This window comes from Streptomyces sp. CNB091, from assembly GCF_000377965.1.
The window spans coordinates 405,666-426,223 of record NZ_KB898991.1; the positions used below are offsets into that span (position 1 = coordinate 405,666).

The following is a 20,558-nucleotide window of genomic DNA, read 5'->3' on the forward strand; positions in this document are numbered from 1 at the left end:
GGTAGTGGTACGCGTGTACCAAGTCGTGATACGTCTGTACCATGAGCATAGGCGAGTTCAGGAACGACAAGACCCGCGAGCGTTTCCACGCCGTCTACGGACGCCTGCTCGGCCGGCTCTGGCCCGGCCCCGGGGACGCCTTCGACCTGCCGACATCCTTCGGTACCACCCGCGTCCACCGCGCCGGGCCACCCTGCTCCGACCCGGTCGTCCTGCTGTCGGGCGCCAACGGCAACTCCCTGATGTGGCACCGGTACATCGAGCCGATCGCCCGCCATCACACGGTGATCGCCGTTGACATGGTCGGTGAGCCGGGCGCCAGCATCCAGAGCGCGCCCCTGACCGGAGCCGAGGACGGGGCCCGCTGGCTGGAGGAGGTGCTCGCCGGGCTGGAGGCCACCGCCGCCCATCTCGTCGGCTGCTCCTACGGCGGCTGGCTGGCGCTCGGCCATCAGATGTACCACCCGGGCCGCACGGCCGCCCTCACCCTGGTGGAACCCGCCGGATTCGCCGAGCCGGGCCGCCGCTTCTACGCCTGGCTCATCGCCGGCGCCCTGGCGGGCCTGGCGCCCCGCACGCTGAGACCCCGGCTGTCCCGCTGGGTCGGCAACAGCGCCATCCTGGAGACCGAGCTGATGGAACTGGGACGCGCCTCCGTCGGGTTCCGGCGCGCCCTTCCACCGGCTCGGGTCTTCTCCGGCGAGGAGTTGCGCCGGGTGCGGGTTCCCTCGCTCTTCCTGCTGGGGGAGCAGAGCTCGCTGCACGACGCACGCCAGGTCGCGGAGCGGGTGGGAGCCCTCGTGCCCACAGCCGAGGTGGAGGTCGTGCCCGGTGCGAGCCACGCCCTGCCGACCGACGATCCGGAGCTGGTGGCCGCCCGCATCCTGCGGCACGCGGCAGAGTGATGGCGCTTCCAGCGCTGCAACAGAACTGGACCTGCCTCTCGGAGTTGCCTTCACATGTCACGCGCACATCAGGAGCGAGGCGAGGGCGACAGCTTCTTGATAGGACTCGACGGTCTTGTCGTAGCGGGTGGGTGCGCCACGAGGCGCCATGGAATCGAGTGAGGTGGGAGGCCTTCACCGCCGGGTTGTCGTAGCAACCCGGTGGAAGCTGGGGGGCGGTTCGGATCGGGGGATGCCGAGCCGAGCGGTAAGCAGCCCCGACAACGCCGGGATGGGTTGGTACTGCCAGAGGACTCGGGTCCGGCTGGCGAGACAGGAAGGTGCACGCGGGGGGCGTTGGGGGGAGAGCGCTCTCTCGTTACGGTGATGTTTCCCCTGTGGGCCTGTACGCGTCAAGAGGTGTGCGTCAGGAGCCTCAGGAGATGCCCCTGAGTCCAGCAACTGGCCTCTCATGTTGGGAAATTGATGACTGTGGTGGGGTGGGGGCGGTCCCTGGCTTCAGAACCTGACGTCGTGATGGTCGCCGGCGTGGACAGGCGGGTGTGCCGCACGCGGGGGACCATGGGTCCATGAGTTCCCTCGCCGGTCCGGAACGCCCGCCCCGTGAAGCCGATCAGATCAAGGTCTGGTTCCGCCTGGTCCCGCGCGAGGGCCGGCCGCCCTACGACACCGAGGGGCTGTGGGCGACGCGCCTCGGCCCGGACACCGCGCGGGTGGACAACGCGCCCTTCCTCCAGGACGGGGTCGCCGAGGGGGAGACCGTACGGTTCCGTACGGACGACGACGGGGTTCACTGGGCCGTCGGCCGGGTGGCCGACTCGGGCAACTGCACCGTACGGGTGCTGCCGTTGCTGGACGGGCCGCTCGGGCGCGACGCCCGGGCCGTGCACGAGCGGCTCGCCGTCTACGGGCTCACCGGCGAGGTCTTCAGCGCCGCGTTCCCGCTGGTCGCCCTGACCGTGCCGGGCGGCGCGGACCTGCGCGGGGTCAAGGAGCTGCTCGCCCGTGGCCGGGACGAGGGCTGGTGGCACTTCGAGGTCTCGTGCGTCACCGACGCCTGGCGGGCCGCGTAGCGCCCGGGTGCGCTGCGTGCCCACTGCCCGGGTGCGCTGCGCGCCCCGCCGGTCGCCCGGGGGTTACGCCTCCGCCTCGCCGATCTTCCGGATCACCCGGGCCGGGTTGCCGACGGCCACCACGTTTGCCGGCAGGTCCTTCGTGACGACCGCCCCCGCCCCGACCACCGTGTTCTCGCCGATGGTCACCCCGGGGCAGACGATCACCCCGCCGCCCAGCCAGACGTTGTCGCCGATGGTGATCGGCTGCGCGGCCTCCCACTTGGCGCGGCGCGGCTCGGGGTCGATCGGGTGGGTCGGGGTGAGCAGCTGGACGTTCGGTCCCATCTGGACGTCCGCGCCGATCGTGATGCGGGCGACGTCCAGGAGGACCGCGCCGAAGTTGATGAACGTCCGGGGGCCGATGGTGGTCTGGTAGCCATAGTCGACGCGCAGCGGCGGCCGGACCTCGGCGCCCTCGCCCAGCTCGCCGAGGAGTTCGGCGAGGGCGGCGCGCCGGACCTCGGGGTCGGCGGCCGACGTGGCGTTGAAGCGCTCGCTCAGCACGGCCGCGTGCCGCGCCTCCGCCGCCAGTTCGGGGTCGTCGGCGATGTAGAGCTCGCCGGCGAGCATCGCTTCCTTCTGGCTGCGCCTGGTCTCGTCGCTCATGTGGTCTCTTCCGTGCGGGGTGTACGGGACGCTCGTGGTGATCCGTCCGCTACCGGCAGTCTGCCCCCGACGTCCCCGGACCGGTCACGCAGTCCCGGGGCCAGCGCCAGCGTCACCGCCACCGAGAGCCCCGCGACCGCCGCCATGCCCGTCGTGGGGGAGGTCAGCTGGGCGATGCCGCCCGCCACGGCGGCCCCCACGCCCTGCATGGCGAGCATCCCCGAGGAGCTGAGACCGAGCGCCTGGCCGCTCAGCTCCTGCGGGGTGAGGGCCATCAGCCGTTCCTGGAGCAGCAGACTCGCGGCGAAGCCCACGCTCGCCAGGACGACCGCCGCCAGCGCGAGGGGCAGCTCCGGACGCAGCGCGAAGAGCAGATAGGGCGCGGCGAGCAGCAGTCGGAGCGGGGACCCCAGCCGCGCCCGCCACCGCGCCGTGACGAACCGCCCGACCAGGGTGTCCCCGGCCAGCATGCCCAGGGCCCCGCCGGCGAAGAGGAGCCCGGCGTGCCCGGGCGCGTACGCGACGTACAGGGACTCGGCCCCGACGACGAGCCCGTTGGGCACCCACAGCGCCAGGAACACGTACCGGCGCGGTGTGGACGACCAGAGCAGCGCGTTCGTCCGCCGCGTCTCCCGGACCGACGGGCGGCCGGTGGCCCGGGGCGGCCGGGCGGTCAGTCCGAAGCGGGTCACGGCCGCCGCGACGACGTACAGGCCCGCCCCGATCAGCAGTGTGCCGCGCGCCGAGAACACCGTCACCAGCAGCCCGCCCACCGCGAACCCGCAGATCTGCATCGCGCCGCCCGTCATGTTCAGCACGGAGCGGCCGAGCAGGAATCCCTCGCGCGGAACGATCTCGTTGAGCAGCCCGTACCGCACGCCCCCGCCCGGTGACGAGGCCGCGCCCACCACCAGCAGGACGGCGAACGCGGCCCACAGCGGCAGTCCGGGAGCGGCCTGGAGGCAGGCGGCCCCGGCGGAGAGCAGCGCCAGGGCGGTCAGCGCGGCGCGCGGCGGCAGCCGGTCCGCCGCCGACAGCAGGGTGAGCGCCCCGGCCACCTGGGCCAGCGACGGGCCGAACATCGCCAGGGCCGACAGCAGGGGTGAGCCCGTCCGCGTGTACACGAGGGTGCCCAGCGCCAGACCGGTCGCGGTCTGGGCGGCCGTCTGCACGGAGACGGCGGCGAAGAAGGGGGAGAACTCCGGGGTGCGGAACAGTTCGCGGTAGGTGCGCATGGGGTGGAGTCTCCTGACCCCGCCACCGGGACCGTTACTGTTTCGCGCGGACGCGAAAGCCCGGACGGGCGGGCCTGCGGGCGGCAGGGTCGGAGGCTGACGGGGAGCGGGGCGGCGCGGCGGCAGGGTCGGAGGCTGACGGGGAGCGGGCGGCGCGGCGGTGGGGCCGGAGGGCTGACGGGGAGCGGGACGGCGCGGCGGCAGGGCCGGAGGGCCGAAGGGCGACGGAGAGTGAGGCGGTGGGGGCGCGTGGGCTGGTGGCAGGTCGGTGCGGACACGCTCGCGAACAGCCGGTTCGTCGTTTCGCCCCTCGCGGAGGCCGTCGCGAGCCTGCTGGCCCTGGAGCGGGCCACCGCCGCGCATCCTGGCGAGCGCGCCTGGCTGGAGACCCACCTGCCCGCGTACCGGCGGTGGAAGGCCGGCCACCCGGTCTCCGCGCTGGTGATCGGCTCCGCGCTCGCGCCCCGGTGGAACGCCGACTTCCTCGTCCCCGCCCCCGTCCCCGCCCCGCCGGGCCAGGCCCCGCCCTCCTTCGCCGACGAGCTGGCGCCGGTCCGGGCCACCGCACCCGGGCGGGCCCGCGCCGATCTGGCCGAGGCGCTGCGCGGGCCGCTGCCCGCCGCGCTGGACCGGGACGACCTGGCCGAGCGCGCCGCCGACGCCGTCGAGTGGGTCTGGACGCACACCGTTCTGCCCGACTGGCCGAGGCGACGGCGGATTCTGGAGGCCGATGTGGTGGCCCGTTCCGCCCAGTTGGGCCGTGGCGGCTGGGCCGAAGCGGTGAACGGCATGCGTCCCGGCGTCCGTTGGCTGGGCGGCAGCCGGCTCCAGATCAACACCCATGACAACCCGCCACGCGAACTGGGCGGCGCCCAGCTGCTCTTCGTCCCCGTGACCCCGTACCAGTCCTGGGTCTGCTGGGACATTCCACGCCGGTACGGCCTGGTGTACCCGTGCTCCGGCGCGCTCACCGGGGCCGGGAGCGTGCCCGTGCCCGCCGCCCTGGGCGCGCTGATCGGCCCGGCGCGGGCGGCCGTCCTGCTGCTGCTCGCCTCCCCGCTCAGCACGACGCAGCTCGTCGCGCTGACCGGGCAGGGGCTGGGCTCGGTCGGGCGGCATCTGCGGGTCCTGCTGGACGCCGGACTGGTCCGCCGCCGTCGCGCGGGCCGCTCCGTTCTCTATTTCCGTACGGAGGCGGGCGACGTCCTGGTGCGCGGCGCGGAGTGACGCGGTCGTGCTGGTGCGGGGCGCGGACTGACGTGGACGTACTGGTGCACGGCGCGGACTGAGGCGGGTGTGAGAGCGCCCCTCTCGCGCCCCCGCACGCCCCCGCACGCCCCCGGCGCGCACCCGTCCCGGCCTGGGCGGCAAGCGGATACCCATCAGTACGCGGTGCGCTCCGCATGGTTGGCGCGCATGTACGAGTCGTGACAACAGTGACTATGGGCATGGCTCATCGTTGTGACAACTTCTCTCTCGCCACGAAAGAACCGAGCGAGGGGACCGTGCGTGAATCCGGAGTACGCCGCGTACTGCCAGGCGGACCGCCGCTTCTACGACGCACCCCACCGCTCCCCCGGACCGGGCGGAGCGGCCGACGAGGAGCGCTCGTTCTACGCTCCGCTCCGTGGCGCCGTACCCGCCGGGTGGACGCGCACCCGGCGCGGCGACTGGCTCGCGTACAGTCCCGACGGGCTGCGACTGCCGCCCCAGGGCTGGAAGATCCACGTCTCGGCCGCCCTCGACAACGCCGCCTCCGTGCTGGAGCGGGTCGTCGCCCACTGTCTTGAACACCGGCTGGCCTTCAAGTGCGTGCCCGGCGCCGGGCTGTTGGCCCTGCGGAACGCCAAGTACGCGGACCGGGCCGGCAGCGGGAAGTTCATCACCGTCTACCCGCCGTCCGACGAGGCGTTCCCCGAGGTGTGCACCGCCCTCATGCGGCTGCTGGAGGGCGAGCACGGCCCGTACATCCTGAGCGACCTGCGGTGCGGGAACGGGCCCGTGCACACCCGGTACGGGGCGTTCGCCGCCCGCTTCTGCTCCGGTCCCGACGGGCGGCCCGTGCCCGCCGTCGCCGATCCGCAGGGCCGGCTCGTCCCGGACGACCGGGGCCCGTCCTTCCGCGTCCCCTCCTGGGTGACCCCGCCCGGCTTCCTGATGCCGCACCTCGAAGCCCGCGCCGCCGTGGGCCTCGCGGACCTCCCGTACACCGTGGAGAAGGCGCTGCACTTCTCCAACGGCGGCGGGGTCTACCTCGGCCGCGACACCCGCACCGGCGAGCAGGTCGTCCTCAAGGAGGCGCGGCCGTACGCCGGTCTGGCCGCCGACGGGGCGGACGCCGTGGCCCGGCTGGAGCGCGAACGGGCGGCCCTGGAGCAACTGGCCGGACTGGACTGCGTGCCCGCCGTCCGGGACGTGTTCGAGGTCGGCGACCACCACTTCCTGGTCCTCCAGTACATCCCCGGCGCCACCCTCAACACCGTCTTCGCCCGCCGCTTCCCGCTCGCCCGGCAGCACCCGCCACTTGAACTGCTCGCCGAACACGCGGACTGGGCCGCGGAGTTGTACGGGCGGGTCGCGCGCGCCGTCGAAGCGGTGCACGACCGGGGCATCGTCATCAGCGACCTGCACATGAGCAACGTCATGGTCGACGAGGAGAACGCGCGCATCGTCCTGCTCGACTTCGAGGCAGCCTCCCCGGCCGCCGAACGCCGCCGCCAGATCGTCGCCAACCCGGCCTTCGTCGCCCCGCCCGACCGGCGCGGCGCCGACATCGACCGCTACGCGCTGGCCTGTCTGCGGCTCGCCCTGTATCTGCCGCTCACCACGCTGTTCGGCATCGACCGCACCAAGGCCGCCGGTCTCGCCCGGGACATCGCCCGGGTCTTCCCGGTCACCGAGGAGGAGCTGAGGCCCGCCGTCGCGGAGATCCTGCGCGACACAGGACAGCCCGGGGCCGGCGTCACCGCCGTGCCCGCTCCCTTGTCCGCCCCCGCTCCCTTGTCCGCCCCCACCCCCGTATCCGCCCCCGTATCCGTATCCGTTCCCGACCCCGGCGACTGGCCGCGCAGCCGTGACGCGATGGTCCGGGCCATCACCGCCTCCCGCACACCGGAGCGCGAGGACCGCTGCTTCCCCGGGGACATCGCCCAGTTCGCCACCGCCACCGGCGGCCAGTCCTTCGCGTACGGGACGGCCGGAGTGCTCTACGCCCTCCACGAGACGGGCGCCCCGCCGTGCGAGGAGGCCGAGGAATGGCTCCTGCGGCACGCCAAGGACCCGGCGTCCGGCAGCCCCCTCGGCTTCTACGACGGGCTCACCGGCATCGCCTGGACCCTGCACCGGATCGGCCGCGCCGCCGAGGCCGCCGACCTCCTCCGGATCATCCTCGACCAGCCCCTGGAAGGCCTCGCGCCCGGCCTCCACAACGGGTACGCGGGCATCGGCCTCGCCCTCGACGACCTGGCCCGCACCGCCTCCGACACCGACGCCCCGGCGCTGTCCGCCGCGGCCTCCCGCTGCACCGCCCTCGCCGTCCGCGCGCTCGTCGACGGCCCGCCGTCGCCCCGTACCGGGCTGCTGCACGGCGCCAGCGGCATCGCCCTGCTCCTCGTGCGCCGGTACGCGACCACCGGGGACCCCGCCCTGCTCGACCTGGCGGCCACCGCGCTCCGCCGCGACCTGGAACGCTGCCGGACCGGCGACGACGGCGAACTCCTCGTCGTCGAGGGCAAGCGGCTGATGCCGTACCTCGGTTCGGGCAGCGCCGGCATCGCGGCCGTCATCGACGCCTACCTGGCCCACCGCCCGGACCCCGCGCTCGAAGCGGCCGGACGGGCCCTCCTGCCGGCCGCGCTCTCCGCCTTCTACGTCCAGCCCGGACTGCTCCGGGGCTCCGCCGGACTCCTCATGCACCTCGCGGCCACCCCGCTGTGCGACGAGGCCGACCGGCAGCGCGCGATCGCCCGCCACACCGACCTGCTGGGCAGCCACGCCCTCGCGTACGGAGACGGACTCGCCTTTCCCGGCGAGCAGTTGATGCGCCTGTCGATGGATCTGGCCACCGGGACCGCCGGGGCTCTCCTCGCCCTGGGCGCCGCGCTCGGCGGCTCCACCGGACTTCCCTTCCTGCCCGCCGCTCCGGCGGCGGGCCCCGGCCGCGCGAGCGGCCCCATGAACCGGCCCCGCCAGGGGTCGTAGCAACACACCGTTCAGCACCACCAACGTCCCCGAAAGGACACATCATGGCGCTTCTCGACCTTCAGGCGATGGAGACCCCGGCCGAGGACTCCTTCGGCGAGCTCGCCACGGGCAGCCAGGTCTCGCTGCTGGTCTGTGAGTACAGCTCCCTCAGCGTGGTCCTCTGCACCCCGTGACCCGCACCGGCCGGCCCATCGGTGTTCCTCACCGGTGGGCCGGCCGGCCCACGTGCGCCCAGAAAGGCCACCCCGTGCGGCTGCACCCACGCCCGGGCACGGAGTCCGGCGTCCGGCGGCTCGCCCGGCAGCACCCGGCGGCCCTTCTCGGGCTCCTCCTCTGCTCCACCGGCGGGGCACTCGCCGCCCTCGCCCTGCCCGCCGCCCTCGGCCACACCGTCGACCGGCTCGTCGCCGGCGGCCCGGTGCCCTGGCCGGGACTGCTGCTCTGCGTGGCCCTGACCCTCGCCGAGACCGGGTTCGACGCGGCGGCCGCCGTGACCGGCACGAGCACCGCCGCCAAGCTCACCGCGTCCCTGCGCACCCGCACCGCCGCCCGGGTCCTGGCCGCCGAACCCCGCCGGGCCCTCGCCCTGCCCACCGGCGACCTCACCGCCCGGCTCACCGCCCGCACCGCCGACGCCGCCTCCGCGCCCGTCACCGCCGCCGGAGCCGTCTCCGGCGTCCTGCTGCCGCTCGGCGCGATCGTCGGCCTCCTCCTCATCGACCTCTGGACGGCCGCCGCCCTCCTCCTCGGCGCCCCCCTCCTCGTCGCACTGCTGCGCGCCTTCACCCGCCGGACCGCCGACGCCGGGGCCGACTACCAGCGCGCCCAGTCGCTCATCGCCCACCGGCTCACCGAGGCCCTCGACGGCGCCGACACCATCCGCGCCGCCCGCACCGGCGCACGCGAGCACCGCCGCGTCCTGGAACCCCTGACCGCCCTCGCCGAACACGGCCGGCGCACCTGGTCGGTGTACGGGCGGGCCGTCGGCACCAGCGGCCTCCTGCTGCCCCTGCTCATGCTGCTGGTCCTCGCGGTCGCCGGCCTCCGGCTCGGCGCGGGCGCGATCGGCGTCGGTGACCTGGTCGCCGCCTCCCGCTACGCGAGCCTCGCCGTCGGCATCGGCGCCCTGACCGGCGCGCTCGGCGCCCTCGCCCGCAGCCGCGCCGCCGCCCGGAGCCTGGAGCCCCTGCTCACCCTCGCACCGCTGCCACACCGCGGCCTGGGGCCGGCGCCCGACGCCCCCGGACACCTCGAACTCCGGGACGTCGGGGTCGAAGTCGAACAGGACGGCAGCCCGCTGCTGACCGGCGTCCACCTCACCGTCCCCGGCGGCACCTCCCTGGCGGTCGTCGGGCGCTCCGGCTCCGGCAAGTCGGTGCTCGCCGCGGTCGCCGGGCGGCTGCTCGACCCCGACACCGGAAGCGTGCTGCTGGACGGCGTCCCGCTGGACGGCATGGAACCGGACCGGCTGCGCCGCGAGGTGGCGTACGCCTTCGCCCGGCCGGCCCTCCCCGGCGTCACCGTCGAGGACACGATCGCCTACGGGCCCTGGACCGCGTCGCCCGAAGCCGTACGCGACGCCGCCCGCGCGGCCCGCGCCGACGGGTTCCTCGCGCTGCTCCCGTACGGCTACGCCACGCCGGTCGCCGACGCCCCGCTGTCCGGAGGCGAACGCCAACGCCTCGGTCTGGCGCGCGCGTTCGCCCACCCCGGCCGTCTGCTGATCCTCGACGACGCGCTGTCCAGCCTCGACACCGTGACCGAACACCACGTCCGGCGCGCGCTCGACGCGCGGGCCGGGCACTGCACCCGGATCATCGTCGCCCACCGGCTGTCCTCGGCCGCGCGGGCGGACCGGGTCGCCTGGCTGGAGGACGGCCGGATCCGCGCGACGGGCCGCCACGACGAACTCTGGGCGGACCCGGACTACCGGGCGGTCTTCCGCACGGACCCCAGCACGGACCCCAGCACGGACACCAGCACGGACACCCCCGCCGAGGGCGCCGCGCCCGCGAGCCGCACGCCCGTGACGCCGACCGCCGGAGCGGAGGCCCGGTGAAGGCCGACAGAGCCCGCCCCCGGAACGCCGAGCAGGAGCACGGAGCACGTCCCCGGAGCGGCGGCCGGGAGCGCGGAACACGCCCCCGGCGCGACACGTCGCTGCGGCGGGTCGGCCGTGAGGCCCGGCCCTTCCTGCGGGCGAGGACCGGTGTGATCCTGCGGCTGGCCGGCTGGTCCCTTCTGGAGTTCGCCCAGACCTTCCTCGGCGGATTCGGGGTCGCCCGCGCGCTCGACGACGGCTTCCTCGCCGGAAGCCCGCGGGCCGGCCTCCTCTGGCTGGCCGTCGCCGCGCTCGCCGTGCTGCCGTCCGTGCCCGCCGCCCGCGGAGTGTTCGGCCGGCTCGCGGACCTCGTGGAGCCGCTGCGCGACGGACTGGTCCGGCGCGCGGTGTCCCGGGCGCTGTCCGGCGCGCTCGACCGGGCCGGCGACGTCAGCACCCGGTCCCTGTCGCAGGTCACCCATCAGAGTGAGATCGCCCGCGACGGCTGGGCCGGACTCGTCCTGACGCTCCGCTCGTTCGTCTTCACGGCGGCCGGGGCCGTCACCGGCCTGCTGGCCCTCTCGCCCGCCCTCCTCCTGATCGTGCTGCCCCCGCTGGTGCTCGGGGCCGCCCTGTTCCTCTCCACCCTGCCGCCGATGGCCGCCCGCCAGCGCGACTACCTCGCCGCCGACGAGGCGTACGCCGCCCACGCGGGCCTGCTCGCCGCCTCCCTGCGCGACATCGCCGCCGCCGGGGCCGCCGAGCGGACGGTGGCCGAGTCCCGGACCCTCGCCGAGGCGCAGCTCGCCGCCTCCCGATCGCTGGCCCGCTGGTCGGGCGTACGGGTGCTGGCCCTCGCCGTCTGTGGCCGGTTTCCGCCGCTCCTGCTGCTCCTGGGCGCGCCCTGGCTGCTGCGGAACGGGCTCACCCCGGGCGCGCTGGTCGGCGCGCTGACCTACCTCACCCAGGCGCTCGCCCCCGCCGTCCAGGCGCTGATGACCATGCTGGGCACCGCCGGGGGCCGGCTCGTCGTGGTCCTGGACCGGTTCACGGACGCACCGCCGCCGCCCGCCGACGACCCGCCACCGCCCGCCCGGGAGGCCGCCCCACCACCGCGCGGGGCCCCGGTCGCCGAGCTCCACGCGGTCAGCTTCGCGTACGGGCCCGGCGCCCAACCCGTCCTGGACCGGCTCTCCCTGACGATCGGGGCGGGGGAGCACCTCGCGGTCGTCGGCCCGAGCGGCAGCGGCAAGTCGACCCTGGCCGCCGTCCTCGCCGGGACCGAGCGGCCCACCGGGGGAGCGGTGCGGTGGCGGGGGCGGCCGGTGCGCCCGGCCGACGCCACCTCCGTACGCGTCCTGCTGCCCCAGCACGCCTACGTGTTCAGCGGCTCGCTGCGGGACAACCTCCGCTACCTCCGCCCCGGCGCCCGGGACCGGGAGATCGCGGCCATGGCGGACGCGCTCGGCCTGGACGCGCTGCTCTCCCGGCTCGGCTCCCTCGACGCCGCCGTCGAACCGGACCGGCTCTCCCAGGGCGAACGGCAGCTGATCGCCCTGGGCCGGGCCTACCTCGCCGCCCCGCCGCTGCTGATCCTCGACGAGGCGACCAGCCGGCTCGACCCGGCCGCCGAGACCCGCGCCGAGCTGGCGTTCGCGGCCCTGCCGGGCGCGCTCGTCGTCGTCGCCCACCGGCTCAGCTCGGCCCGCCGCGCCGGACGGACCCTGGTGATGGACGGCCCGCGCACCCAGTGCGGCACCCACGGTGAACTCCTGGGCTCCTGCGCCCTCTACCGCGACCTGGCCGGCCTCTGGGACCCGGAGGACGAGGAAGGGAAGGGGCGGTTCGGCATCAGATCCACCCCGCCTCCTTCGCCCGTCTGATGGCGTCCAGCCGATTGCGCGCCCCGGACTTCCGTATGGCGGCGGCCAGATAATTCCGGACCGTCCCCGGCGTCAGGTGCAGCCGACCGGCGATCCCGGCCACGGTGTCGCCGCCCTCGGCCATCGAGAGCACACTCAACTCCCTTGGCGATAACGGCATGTCGGCAACCTGTAAGAGACTGAAAGCCAGCGACTCGTCGATATGCCGTCCCCCGTCCGCCAGTTTGTGCATCACCTCGGACAGGTCGTCCACCGGGCGGTACTTGTCGATGTAGCCGAGCGCTCCTGCCTCGTACGCCCGGCGCAGGCCGCTCGGCCGGTCGCTGCGGGTGAGCACGGCGAGCGGAAACGGCTCGCCGTGCGGTGTGGTCATCGTCTTCACCTCGTCGAGGACGTCCAGCGCGCCCGGACAGTCGAGGTCGGTGAGGAGCACATCGGGACCCGGCCCGCTCAGCGCGGCACGTATCGCACCGCGTTCGGCGGTGCGGACCTCTATCCCCCGCCCCGTGCCGAGGAGCGACGCCAGCGACGCGCGCCACAACGGCACGGTGTGGACCAGCAGCACGGTTGTCATCAGTCTGCCCTCAGCTTCTCTCTTCCAGCCCCGCCCGACGCGGAACGCGACGGGTCGTACGCATCCGGTGACGGGTATCCAGTTGAGCGCATGGGCATTCGCGTACGCCGACAAACGGGCTGAATACCGCTCCCGTTGGGCGCGGGAGGGGGCGTTCGGATGCACAACGGGAGCGCACTTCGCCCACGGACCCATCCGTCTCGCCACGCACCGGCGGCGACGGGACCGCGACGCCCCGTCGACGGGACCGATTCCCGCCGCAGTCCCGCCGGACGGCCGGTTCAGTTCAGCAGGGCGCGCGCGGCGTGGGCCTTGCGCCGGATGTTCTCGGCCGTCGTCGGCTCGATTCCGTCGAGGATCTCCGCATACTCCTCCATCTCCGCCGCCCCGCGCAGGAATTCACCGCGCTGGACCAGGAGCTGGGCCCGCTCGAAGCGGAGCCGGGCCGGATGCGAGGGCAGGAGCAGCGACAGCTCCACCGCCCACAGGGCCACATCCGTGCGCTCGGGCCGGGCCGCCGCCCAGGCCCGGACGTTGTTCAGGATCCGCAGCACGATTTCCAGCGGCCGCGCGGGCGTCATCATCGACGGCTCCAGGGCCGCTCCGGTGGCCCCCGTGACCAGCAGCTCCGCGTCCTGCCCGGTCAGCGGCGCGCCCCCGGCGAACGGATCGGCCAGCACCGGGTGTTCCCGGTCGCCGAAACCGACCACGAAGTGACCGGGCAGCGCCACCCCGTACACGGGTGCGCCCGCCCTCCTGGCGACCTCGATCCAGACGACCGACAACAGGATCGGCAGGCCCCTGCGGCGGCGCAGCACCTGCTGGAGGAGTGAGGAGTCCAGCCGCTGGTAGTCGACGGAGGAGCCGCGGAAACCGCAGTCTCCGCCCAGCAGCCCGGCCAGCGCCGAGGCCCAGGCGGCGGGGGAGCGGGAGCCGTACGGCAGCAGCCCGGCCAGCCGGTCCAGCTCGATCTGCGCGGCATCGATGCCGTACGGGTCGGGGACGGCCTCCCCCGGAGTCACCGGGCGGACCTCGGCCGGGCCCACCGGTCCGGCCTCCGCGCCCAGCAGCAGACAGAGGAGGGCGAGGTCCGGCCGCTCGGACCGGGCCTCCTCGGCGAACTGCCGCCGCCGTTCGGCCGTTCCGGAATCCAGCGCGCTCATATGCGACCCATGTTCCTGTCCCTGCTCATGTGCGTCGATCCGCCGGAGGGCCCGGCGCGGGGCCACCGGCGCCCGTCACGCCGAGCGGTAGTGGTGGTAGCGGTGGTGGGCCGCGAAGCCCATGCCGTCGTACAGCGCCCGCGCGCCCTCATTGTCCTCCTCGACCTGGAGCCAGGCCGCCGAAGCGCCCTCGTCCAGTGCCCGGCGGGCCAGCGCGGCCATCACGGTGGTGGCGAGACCGCGCCGCCGCTGCTCCGGAGCGACCTCGACGGCCATGAACCCCGCCCAACGGCCGTCCACCACACACCGCCCGATCGCGGCCGGCGGGGCGGCCGGATCCGCGTCCGGGGCCGCTGTGTCCCCGGTGGACCCCGGCACCGTGGCGAACCAGACCGAAGGGCCGCTGCCCAGCACCCGCAGCACCGGGGGGCCGGGGGTGGAGAAACGCTGGTAGCGGGCGAGCCAGGCCGCGTCCGGTTCGCGGGTCAGACGGACCGCCCGCACGTCCGCCCGAAGGTCACCGACCGGCGCCAGCGCGGCGATCCGCACCTCCGCCGAGACCTCGCGCCGCCAGCCGTGCCTCTCCAACTCCGCGCACAGCAGCTCCTGCGTGCCCTCGGCCCCGGTCGCCGTCTGGACGTACGCGGGCAGGCCCCGCTCCTCGTACCAGTCCCGGACCCGTGCGAGCGCCTCGCCGACCGGCAGCCCCGGATCGCCGAGCGGCAGCGCGGAGTTGGCGCGCCGGGTGAAGCCTCCGGCGGCGCGCAGCCGCCAGTCGCCCAGCGCTTCGCTCTCCACGGGCTGCCAGGCGCGCGCGGTGACGGAGGCGAGCTCCCCGAAGGAGGCGGCGGGACCGCGACGGCGGGCCGGGGCGGCGGGAACGACCTTGCCCGCCACCAAGGAGGATTCCATGATGTGGACGGATTCCCCGCTCTTTCGTGTGATCGAGAGCACATCGTTGTTCCATGATGTGAGCACCCCGACCACGTCGGTGAACTGCGCGCCTGTGCCCCCGCCGTCCGTCCGGCGCCGAACGGACACGCGTTTGCCCACGTCAGCGGGTGTGATGCTGACTTGCAGCCGTCCGCCGATGGTGAATTCCACAGCTCTGTCCGCCCCTCCTGTTCGGATCGTGCCCGAGAACGGAGATACTAGAGGCGGGCATCGACGACGCCGCGCTCCCGCGCGAGAGCCAACGCCCTACCGAGGAGGAACGACAGCGTGACCTACGTCATCGCGCAGCCTTGTGTCGACGTGAAGGACAAGGCCTGCATCGAAGAGTGCCCCGTCGACTGTATCTACGAGGGCCAGCGGTCCTTGTACATCCACCCGGACGAGTGCGTCGACTGTGGAGCCTGTGAGCCGGTCTGCCCGGTCGAGGCGATCTTCTACGAGGACGACACTCCGGAGGAGTGGAAGGACTACTACAAGGCGAACGTCGAGTTCTTCGACGACCTCGGCTCTCCGGGCGGTGCTTCGAAGCTCGGTCTCATCGAGCGCGACCACGCGTTCATCGCCGCACTGCCGCCGCAGAACCAGTAAGCGGCGGCACCACGCGCGCGGCCCGGTCCCGTACGGCTTGTCACCGTGCGGGGCCGAGGCGTTTCCCGTACCTCCGGGACCGCCATCGGACCCCGGTAGCGCGGGGCTGCCGGCGGGCCCCGGTCGCGCCGGGGCCGTCAGCGGGTCTCCGTACCGGGGGTCCGTCACCGCGTGTCCGTTCCGCCGCCCCGTAGAACACCCGAGAAAGCAGAGCGCCGTGTCCGCAGTCTCCTCCCGCCTCCCGGTCTTCCCCTGGGACAGGCTCGCGCCCTACAAGTCGACGGCCCAGGCCCACAGGGGCGGCATCGTGGACCTGTCCGTCGGCACCCCGGTCGACCCGGTCCCCGAGCTCGTCCAGCGGGCGCTCGTCGCCGCCGCGGACAGCCCCGGCTATCCGACGGTGTGGGGCACCGAGGCCCTGCGGGACGCCCTCACCGGCTGGGTGGAGCGCCGCCTCGGCGCGGTCGGCATGACCCACGCCAATGTGCTGCCGGTCGTCGGATCCAAGGAGCTGGTTGCCTGGCTGCCGACACAGCTCGGGCTCGGAGCGGGCGACAAGGTGGCCTACCCTCGGCTCGCCTACCCGACGTACGAGGTCGGCGCCCGGCTCTGCGGGGCGGAGCCCGTCGCCTACGACGACCCGACCGAGCTGGACCCGGCGGGCCTGAAGCTGCTCTGGCTCAACTCGCCCTCCAACCCGACGGGCAAGGTGCTGCCCAAGGACGAGCTGACCCGGATCGTCGCCTGGGCGCGCGAGCACGGCGTGCTGGTCTTCAGCGACGAGTGCTACCTGGAGCTGGGCTGGGACGCCGAGCCGGTATCCGTGCTCCACCCGGACGTCTGCGGCGGCCACCACGACGGCATCGTCGCCGTCCACTCGCTCTCCAAGCGCTCCAACCTGGCCGGATACCGGGCCGCGTTCATCGCGGGCGACGCGGCCGTCCTGGGCGAGCTGCTGCTCATCCGCAAGCACGGCGGGATGATGACGCCCGCCCCCGTCCAGGCCGCCACCGTCGCCGCGCTCGGCGACGACGTGCACGTGTCCGAGCAGCGCGCCCGTTACGCGGACCGGCGCCTCGCCCTGCGCGCGGCGCTGGAGGCGCACGGCTTCCGGATCGAACACAGCGAGGCGAGCCTCTACCTGTGGGCGACCCGCGACGAGCCGTGCTGGGAGACCGTGGCGTACCTCGCGGAGCTCGGCATCCTGGTGGCGCCCGGCGACTTCTACGGTCCGGCGGGCGCGAGCTTCGTCCGGGTCGCGTTCACCGCGACCGACGAGCGGGTGGCGGCGGCGGTCAAGCGCCTGTCCTGACTCGGGGCGGCGACGCGACGCGCCGAGGGCCTTGGGAGTGCGCACTCCCAAGGCCCTCGGCGCGTTTCTGGTGCTGCGGTGCTGCGGTGCTGCGGTGCTGCGAGGTCGCGGTGTCGTGGTGCTGCGGTGGATCAACCGCCGATCGGCAGGCCGCCCAGCGGGAGGCCGCCCTTGGTCAGGGAGTCGGTGGGCAGGCCACCGCCGAGCGCGTCGGTGGGCAGACCACCCTTGGTGAGCGCGTCGGTGGGCAGACCGCCGCCCAGCGCCTCGGTCGGGAGGCCGCCGCCGGCGGCCTCGGCCACGCCGCCCACGGCCTGGCCCGCGTTGCCCGCGGCCTGGCCGGCGGTCTCCTGGGCGGCCGGGATGGCCACCCCGGCGGACGTGCCGACGGTCTTGCCCGCGGCCGGGAGCGCCGTGCCGACGAGGCGGCCGCCGGTGTCGCCGGCCGCCTGGGTGCCCTGCTGGACGGCGCTGTCCACGGTGTTGCCGAGACCGGCGCCGTCCAGCGCGGTCAGTCCGCCCAGGTCCGGGGTCGCCGGGAGCTCTGCGGCGCTCGCGGCGCCGGCCGCACCGACCACGGGGGCCGCGCCTGCGGCGATCAGCAGCGCGGCACGAGCGATCCGACGGGTCAGGGGGAGGGACATGATGCTCCTTCAGCGGTTGTGCACGAGTCTGTCTGTCCGGAGATCGGACGCACTGACAACCGCTTCGGGGGAGGGGGAGGTTGCGGTGGGCGAAGGTAAAGACTGAGCAATGGGTCCGATTATCCGCAGCGGAAGAACCCGGGCAAACAATCCATACCGCCGCAGCCCGGCGAACCGTCACTTCCCTTGGGCGGCAAGGGAATCGGGGCAGGTCCCCGAAGGGTCGAGGAGCCGCGCGGAAAACGTCCGGAGCCCTGACCTCCGGGGTCCGTACGGGTGACGGGGCGTACTACTGAACGACCTGGACCCTGACCGCCGTCGTGCCCGTTTCCTTACCCTTCGCGCGTTCCGTCCGCCAGCCCGAACCGGCGTCCCAGACCTGGTCCGCGTAACTCACGCGCTCGATCCGCAGGGCCTCGGACTGCGCCACGGCCCAGTGCGCCAGCTCCCAGCCGCGCTGCGGAGCGCCCTTGCCCTCGGACCGCGCCGCGGCCGCCGGGACCGGCACCGAGACGGCCGACGCCGCGGACGCGCCCGCGGCCACCGTGCCGGGCAGCACGTCCTTGCCGAAGGCGCGCACCAGCTCGGTCCGCACCCGCGCGGCGTCCCCCGGGCCGTCCGCCGTGGCCGTCGACGGGGTGCAGTTCAGCGAGGCCGGCCTGCGCCCGGTCAGCGCGGCGGCCAGCAGCGCGGCGTCCGGCTCGTGCTTCGCGTACGCCTGCGGGAATCCGCTGCGCTGCACGCGCTGCGCGGCCACGGTCAGCGGGAGGCGCGAATAGCCCGGCACCTCGGCCAGGCCCTCGTAGAACTTCTCCGACGAGTACACCGGGTCCATGATCTGCTCCACGGTGCCCCAGCCCTGCGATGGCCGCTGCTGGAACAGGCCCACCGAGTCCCGGTCCCCGTAGTCGATGTTGCGGAGCGTGGACTCCTGGAGCGCGGTCGCCAGCGCGATGGTCACCGCCCGCTCGGGCATGCCCCGGGTGGTGCCGACGGCGGAGATCGTCGCAGCGTTGACGGCCTGGGCGAGGCTCATCTCGTAACGCTGCGTCCCGCCCCCGTCCCCGTCCTGCGCCTCCACCACACAGCGCGGCGGATTCCTCGACCCGGACGAGTCGTACTGCACGGCCAGATAACCGCCCAGCGCCGCGAGCACGGCGAGGGCGGCCCCGTAGCGGAGGAGGCGTCGTCGGCGAGGGCTGGCTGTCCTGGGCACGGGCCCACCGTACTGGAGGGTACGGCCGGGGCCGATACCCCAGTCCCTTAGGGTCGGGTCCATGGCCGACAGCACCCTTGACCTCACCCTGGACGGACCGGCGCTCACCGCCCGGCTCGTCGACCTCCCCTCGGTCAGCGGGGAGGAGACGGCCCTCGCCGACGCGATCGAATCGGCCCTGCGCGCCCTGCCCCACCTCACCGTCGACCGCCACGGCAACAACGTCATCGCGCGCACGGACCTCGGCCGCGCCGAGCGCGTCGTCCTCGCCGGGCACATCGACACCGTGCCGATCGCCGACAACGTCCCCTCCCGCCTCGACGGGAACGGGATCCTCTGGGGCTGCGGGACCTCCGACATGAAGTCCGGCGTCGCCGTCCAGCTCCGGATCGCCGCGACGGTCCCCGAGCCCAACCGCGACCTGACCTTCATCTTCTACGACAACGAAGAGGTCGCCGCACACCTCAACGGCCTCGGCCGCATCGCCGACGCCCACCCCGAGTGGCTCGCCGGAGACTTCGCCATCCTGCTGGAGCCCTCCGACGGCGAGGTCGAGGGCGGCTGCCAGGGAACCCTGCGGGTCCACCTCCGTACGACGGGGGAGCGGGCGCACTCCGCACGCAGCTGGATGGGGTCCAACGCGATCCACGCCGCCGCCCCGATCCTGGCGAAGCTCGCCGCGTACGAGCCCCGCCGCCCGGTCATCGACGGCCTCGAATACCACGAGGGCCTCAACGCCGTCGGCATCGAGGGCGGCGTCGCCACCAACGTCATCCCGGACGTCTGCACCGTCGTCGTCAACTACCGCTACGCCCCCGACCGCACCGAGGAGGAGGCCATCGCCCACGTCCGCGAGGTCTTCGCCGACTGCGGTGTCGCCGAGATCGTCATCGACGACCACTCCGGCGCCGCCATGCCCGGTCTCTCCCACCCCGCCGCCCAGGCGTTCATGACCGCCGTCGGCGGCACCGCCCGGCCCAAGTTCGGCTGGACCGACGTCTCCCGCTTCGGCGCGCTCGGCGTCCCCGCGGTCAACTACGGACCCGGCGACCCGATGTACGCCCACAAGCGCGACGAGCACGTGGCGGTCGCGAAGATCACCCACTGCGAAAACCGGCTGCGCTCCTGGCTGACCAGCTGACCGGCTGACCTCCCGACGTACGGCATTCCCCCGTACGTAACCTCCGCCGATCTAGGCTGGCCGTACGCAGTACGACACGACCCAGCGCGACGCGGGTCGGTGGAGGGAGCGGAACATGGGCAACGCCGAAGACGCACGGATCCCCGAGGGTGCGGAGGTCCCCGAGGGCGCGGTCAGCCCCGAGGAACAGTGGCTGGGCCCGGTCGTGCGCCGCAGGGAGCAGGTTCAGCCCGGCACGACCGACCAGCGGCTGCTGGACTCCGAGGGCGACTCCGAGTGGGTGCACACCGACCCCTGGCGGGTGATGCGCATCCAGTCGGAGTTCGTCGAGGGCTTCGGCGCGCTCGCCGAACTGCCGAGCGCGATCAGCGTCTTCGGCTCGGCCCGCACCCCGGACGGATCGCCGGAGTACGAGGCGGGGGTCCAGCTCGGCAAGGCGCTGGTCGACGCGGGCTTCGCGGTGATCACCGGCGGCGGCCCGGGCGCGATGGAGGCCGCCAACAAGGGCGCCCGGGAGGCCAAGGGCGTCTCGGTCGGCCTCGGCATCGAGCTGCCCTTCGAGTCGGGCCTCAACCCGCACGTCGACATCGGCGTCAACTTCCGCTACTTCTTCGTCCGCAAGACGATGTTCGTGAAGTACGCCCAGGGCTTCGTGGTCCTGCCCGGCGGCCTCGGCACCCTGGACGAACTCTTCGAGGCGCTGACCCTCGTCCAGACCGGCAAGGTCACCCGCTTCCCGATCGTCCTGTTCGGCACGGCCTACTGGGGCGGCCTGATCGACTGGCTCCGCGACACGGTGGTGGCCCAGGGCAAGGCCTCGGAGAAGGACCTGCTGCTCTTCCACGTGACGGACGACGTGGAGGAAGCGGTGACGCTGGTCACGAAGGAGGTCGGCCGTTAGGGCGTGTCCGGCCGAACTCAGCCCGCCCGGCGATTGAGGGCATCCTTTCCAGCCCCTCCGGCGCTTGAGGAGCGGGG

At 74.1% G+C, this 20,558-nt stretch carries 18 protein-coding genes; 11 read left to right on the top strand and 7 right to left on the bottom strand.

Annotation, left to right across the window (positions count from 1 at the left end; genetic code table 11):
- Positions 1-41: 41 nt before the first annotated feature.
- Together D581_RS0105750 and D581_RS0105755 are read left to right on the top strand one after the other, a co-directional pair.
- Entirely contained in the window at positions 42-905 is an 864-nt protein-coding gene (locus D581_RS0105750; protein ID WP_018956276.1) for an alpha/beta fold hydrolase, read from the top strand.
- A 569-nt stretch (positions 906-1,474) separates the two neighbouring features.
- Complete coding sequence (locus D581_RS0105755) at positions 1,475-1,978, top strand: DUF4265 domain-containing protein (protein WP_018956277.1); 504 nt, start codon at positions 1,475-1,477, stop codon at positions 1,976-1,978.
- A gap of 63 nt (positions 1,979-2,041) precedes the next feature.
- Here the strand turns inward: D581_RS0105755 and D581_RS0105760 are convergent, their stop codons facing one another.
- The gene (locus D581_RS0105760) at positions 2,042-2,626 is read right to left on the bottom strand and encodes a sugar O-acetyltransferase (protein ID WP_018956278.1); all 585 of its coding nucleotides are present in this window, start codon (positions 2,624-2,626) and stop codon (positions 2,042-2,044) included.
- Positions 2,623-3,861, bottom strand: a complete 1,239-nt coding sequence (locus D581_RS0105765; protein ID WP_018956279.1) for an MFS transporter — start codon at positions 3,859-3,861, stop codon at positions 2,623-2,625. Before D581_RS0105765 ends, D581_RS0105760 begins: the two co-directional genes overlap by 4 nt.
- A 249-nt stretch (positions 3,862-4,110) precedes the next feature.
- Between D581_RS0105765 and D581_RS0105770 the strand changes: the two genes are divergently transcribed.
- The 5 genes from D581_RS0105770 to D581_RS0105790 all read left to right on the top strand — a co-directional run bounded on the left by D581_RS0105770 (position 4,111) and on the right by D581_RS0105790 (position 11,988).
- Positions 4,111-5,088, top strand: coding sequence for a winged helix-turn-helix domain-containing protein (locus tag D581_RS0105770; protein WP_018956280.1), 978 nt, complete (start codon positions 4,111-4,113; stop codon positions 5,086-5,088).
- 282 nt (positions 5,089-5,370) lie between these two features.
- Positions 5,371-8,061 carry a class III lanthionine synthetase LanKC gene (lanKC, locus tag D581_RS0105775; protein ID WP_026290248.1) on the top strand — a complete coding sequence of 897 codons (2,691 nt, stop codon included), beginning with the start codon at positions 5,371-5,373 and terminating at the stop codon, positions 8,059-8,061.
- 44 nt (positions 8,062-8,105) lie between these two features.
- Positions 8,106-8,237, top strand: a complete 132-nt coding sequence (locus D581_RS0105780; protein ID WP_018956281.1) for a SapB/AmfS family lanthipeptide — start codon at positions 8,106-8,108, stop codon at positions 8,235-8,237.
- A gap of 74 nt (positions 8,238-8,311) precedes the next feature.
- Positions 8,312-10,123: an ABC transporter ATP-binding protein gene (locus D581_RS0105785; RefSeq protein ID WP_018956282.1), complete on the top strand. Its 1,812-nt coding sequence runs from the start codon at positions 8,312-8,314 to the stop codon at positions 10,121-10,123.
- Positions 10,120-11,988: an ATP-binding cassette domain-containing protein gene (locus tag D581_RS0105790; protein ID WP_018956283.1), complete on the top strand. Its 1,869-nt coding sequence runs from the start codon at positions 10,120-10,122 to the stop codon at positions 11,986-11,988. The genes D581_RS0105785 and D581_RS0105790 overlap by 4 nt, the downstream gene beginning before the upstream one ends.
- Here the strand turns inward: D581_RS0105790 and D581_RS0105795 are convergent.
- The 3 genes from D581_RS0105795 to D581_RS0105805 all read right to left on the bottom strand — a co-directional run bounded on the left by D581_RS0105795 (position 11,957) and on the right by D581_RS0105805 (position 14,829).
- Positions 11,957-12,562, bottom strand: coding sequence for a response regulator transcription factor (locus tag D581_RS0105795; RefSeq protein WP_018956284.1), 606 nt, complete (start codon positions 12,560-12,562; stop codon positions 11,957-11,959). The two genes, D581_RS0105790 and D581_RS0105795, sit on opposite strands and share 32 nt — an antisense overlap.
- 281 nt (positions 12,563-12,843) lie before the next feature.
- Entirely contained in the window at positions 12,844-13,725 is an 882-nt protein-coding gene (locus tag D581_RS0105800) for a transglutaminase-like and tetratricopeptide repeat-containing protein (protein ID WP_018956285.1), read from the bottom strand.
- 75 nt (positions 13,726-13,800) lie between these two features.
- Positions 13,801-14,829: a GNAT family N-acetyltransferase gene (locus D581_RS0105805; RefSeq protein ID WP_018956286.1), complete on the bottom strand. Its 1,029-nt coding sequence runs from the start codon at positions 14,827-14,829 to the stop codon at positions 13,801-13,803.
- A gap of 117 nt (positions 14,830-14,946) precedes the next feature.
- Between D581_RS0105805 and fdxA the strand changes: the two genes are divergently transcribed.
- Positions 14,947-15,267 carry a ferredoxin gene (gene fdxA / locus D581_RS0105810; RefSeq protein WP_018956287.1) on the top strand — a complete coding sequence of 107 codons (321 nt, stop codon included), beginning with the start codon at positions 14,947-14,949 and terminating at the stop codon, positions 15,265-15,267.
- Positions 15,268-15,484: 217 nt separating this feature from the next.
- Entirely contained in the window at positions 15,485-16,579 is a 1,095-nt protein-coding gene (dapC, locus tag D581_RS0105815; protein ID WP_018956288.1) for a succinyldiaminopimelate transaminase, read from the top strand.
- Between the two features lie 131 nt (positions 16,580-16,710).
- Here the strand turns inward: dapC and D581_RS0105820 are convergent, their stop codons facing one another.
- Complete coding sequence (locus D581_RS0105820; protein WP_018956289.1) at positions 16,711-17,223, bottom strand: hypothetical protein; 513 nt, start codon at positions 17,221-17,223, stop codon at positions 16,711-16,713.
- A gap of 289 nt (positions 17,224-17,512) precedes the next feature.
- A complete protein-coding gene (locus D581_RS0105825; protein ID WP_199787772.1) occupies positions 17,513-18,439 on the bottom strand; it encodes a hypothetical protein in 927 nt (308 codons plus the stop codon).
- A gap of 61 nt (positions 18,440-18,500) precedes the next feature.
- Here D581_RS0105825 and dapE point away from each other — a divergent pair, with 61 nt between their 5' ends.
- Both dapE and D581_RS0105835 read left to right on the top strand, forming a co-directional pair.
- The gene (gene dapE, locus D581_RS0105830; RefSeq protein WP_018956291.1) at positions 18,501-19,580 is read left to right on the top strand and encodes a succinyl-diaminopimelate desuccinylase; all 1,080 of its coding nucleotides are present in this window, start codon (positions 18,501-18,503) and stop codon (positions 19,578-19,580) included.
- 115 nt (positions 19,581-19,695) lie between these two features.
- Positions 19,696-20,481 carry an LOG family protein gene (locus D581_RS0105835; protein WP_018956292.1) on the top strand — a complete coding sequence of 262 codons (786 nt, stop codon included), beginning with the start codon at positions 19,696-19,698 and terminating at the stop codon, positions 20,479-20,481.
- Positions 20,482-20,558 lie beyond the last annotated feature (77 nt).

What these genes read in the sequence shown, in the direction of transcription:
- D581_RS0105750 (WP_018956276.1), top strand. Translation starts at nt 42, where the DNA reads ATGAGCATAGGCGAGTTCAGGAACGACAAGACCCGCGAGCGTTTCCAC.
- D581_RS0105755 (WP_018956277.1), top strand. Translation starts at nt 1,475, where the DNA reads ATGAGTTCCCTCGCCGGTCCGGAACGCCCGCCCCGTGAAGCCGATCAG.
- D581_RS0105760 (WP_018956278.1), bottom strand. Translation starts at nt 2,626, where the DNA reads ATGAGCGACGAGACCAGGCGCAGCCAGAAGGAAGCGATGCTCGCCGGC.
- D581_RS0105765 (WP_018956279.1), bottom strand. Translation starts at nt 3,861, where the DNA reads ATGCGCACCTACCGCGAACTGTTCCGCACCCCGGAGTTCTCCCCCTTC.
- D581_RS0105780 (WP_018956281.1), top strand. Translation starts at nt 8,106, where the DNA reads ATGGCGCTTCTCGACCTTCAGGCGATGGAGACCCCGGCCGAGGACTCC.
- D581_RS0105795 (WP_018956284.1), bottom strand. Translation starts at nt 12,562, where the DNA reads ATGACAACCGTGCTGCTGGTCCACACCGTGCCGTTGTGGCGCGCGTCG.
- D581_RS0105800 (WP_018956285.1), bottom strand. Translation starts at nt 13,725, where the DNA reads ATGAGCGCGCTGGATTCCGGAACGGCCGAACGGCGGCGGCAGTTCGCC.
- D581_RS0105820 (WP_018956289.1), bottom strand. Translation starts at nt 17,223, where the DNA reads ATGTCCCTCCCCCTGACCCGTCGGATCGCTCGTGCCGCGCTGCTGATC.
- dapE (WP_018956291.1), top strand. Translation starts at nt 18,501, where the DNA reads ATGGCCGACAGCACCCTTGACCTCACCCTGGACGGACCGGCGCTCACC.
- D581_RS0105835 (WP_018956292.1), top strand. Translation starts at nt 19,696, where the DNA reads ATGGGCAACGCCGAAGACGCACGGATCCCCGAGGGTGCGGAGGTCCCC.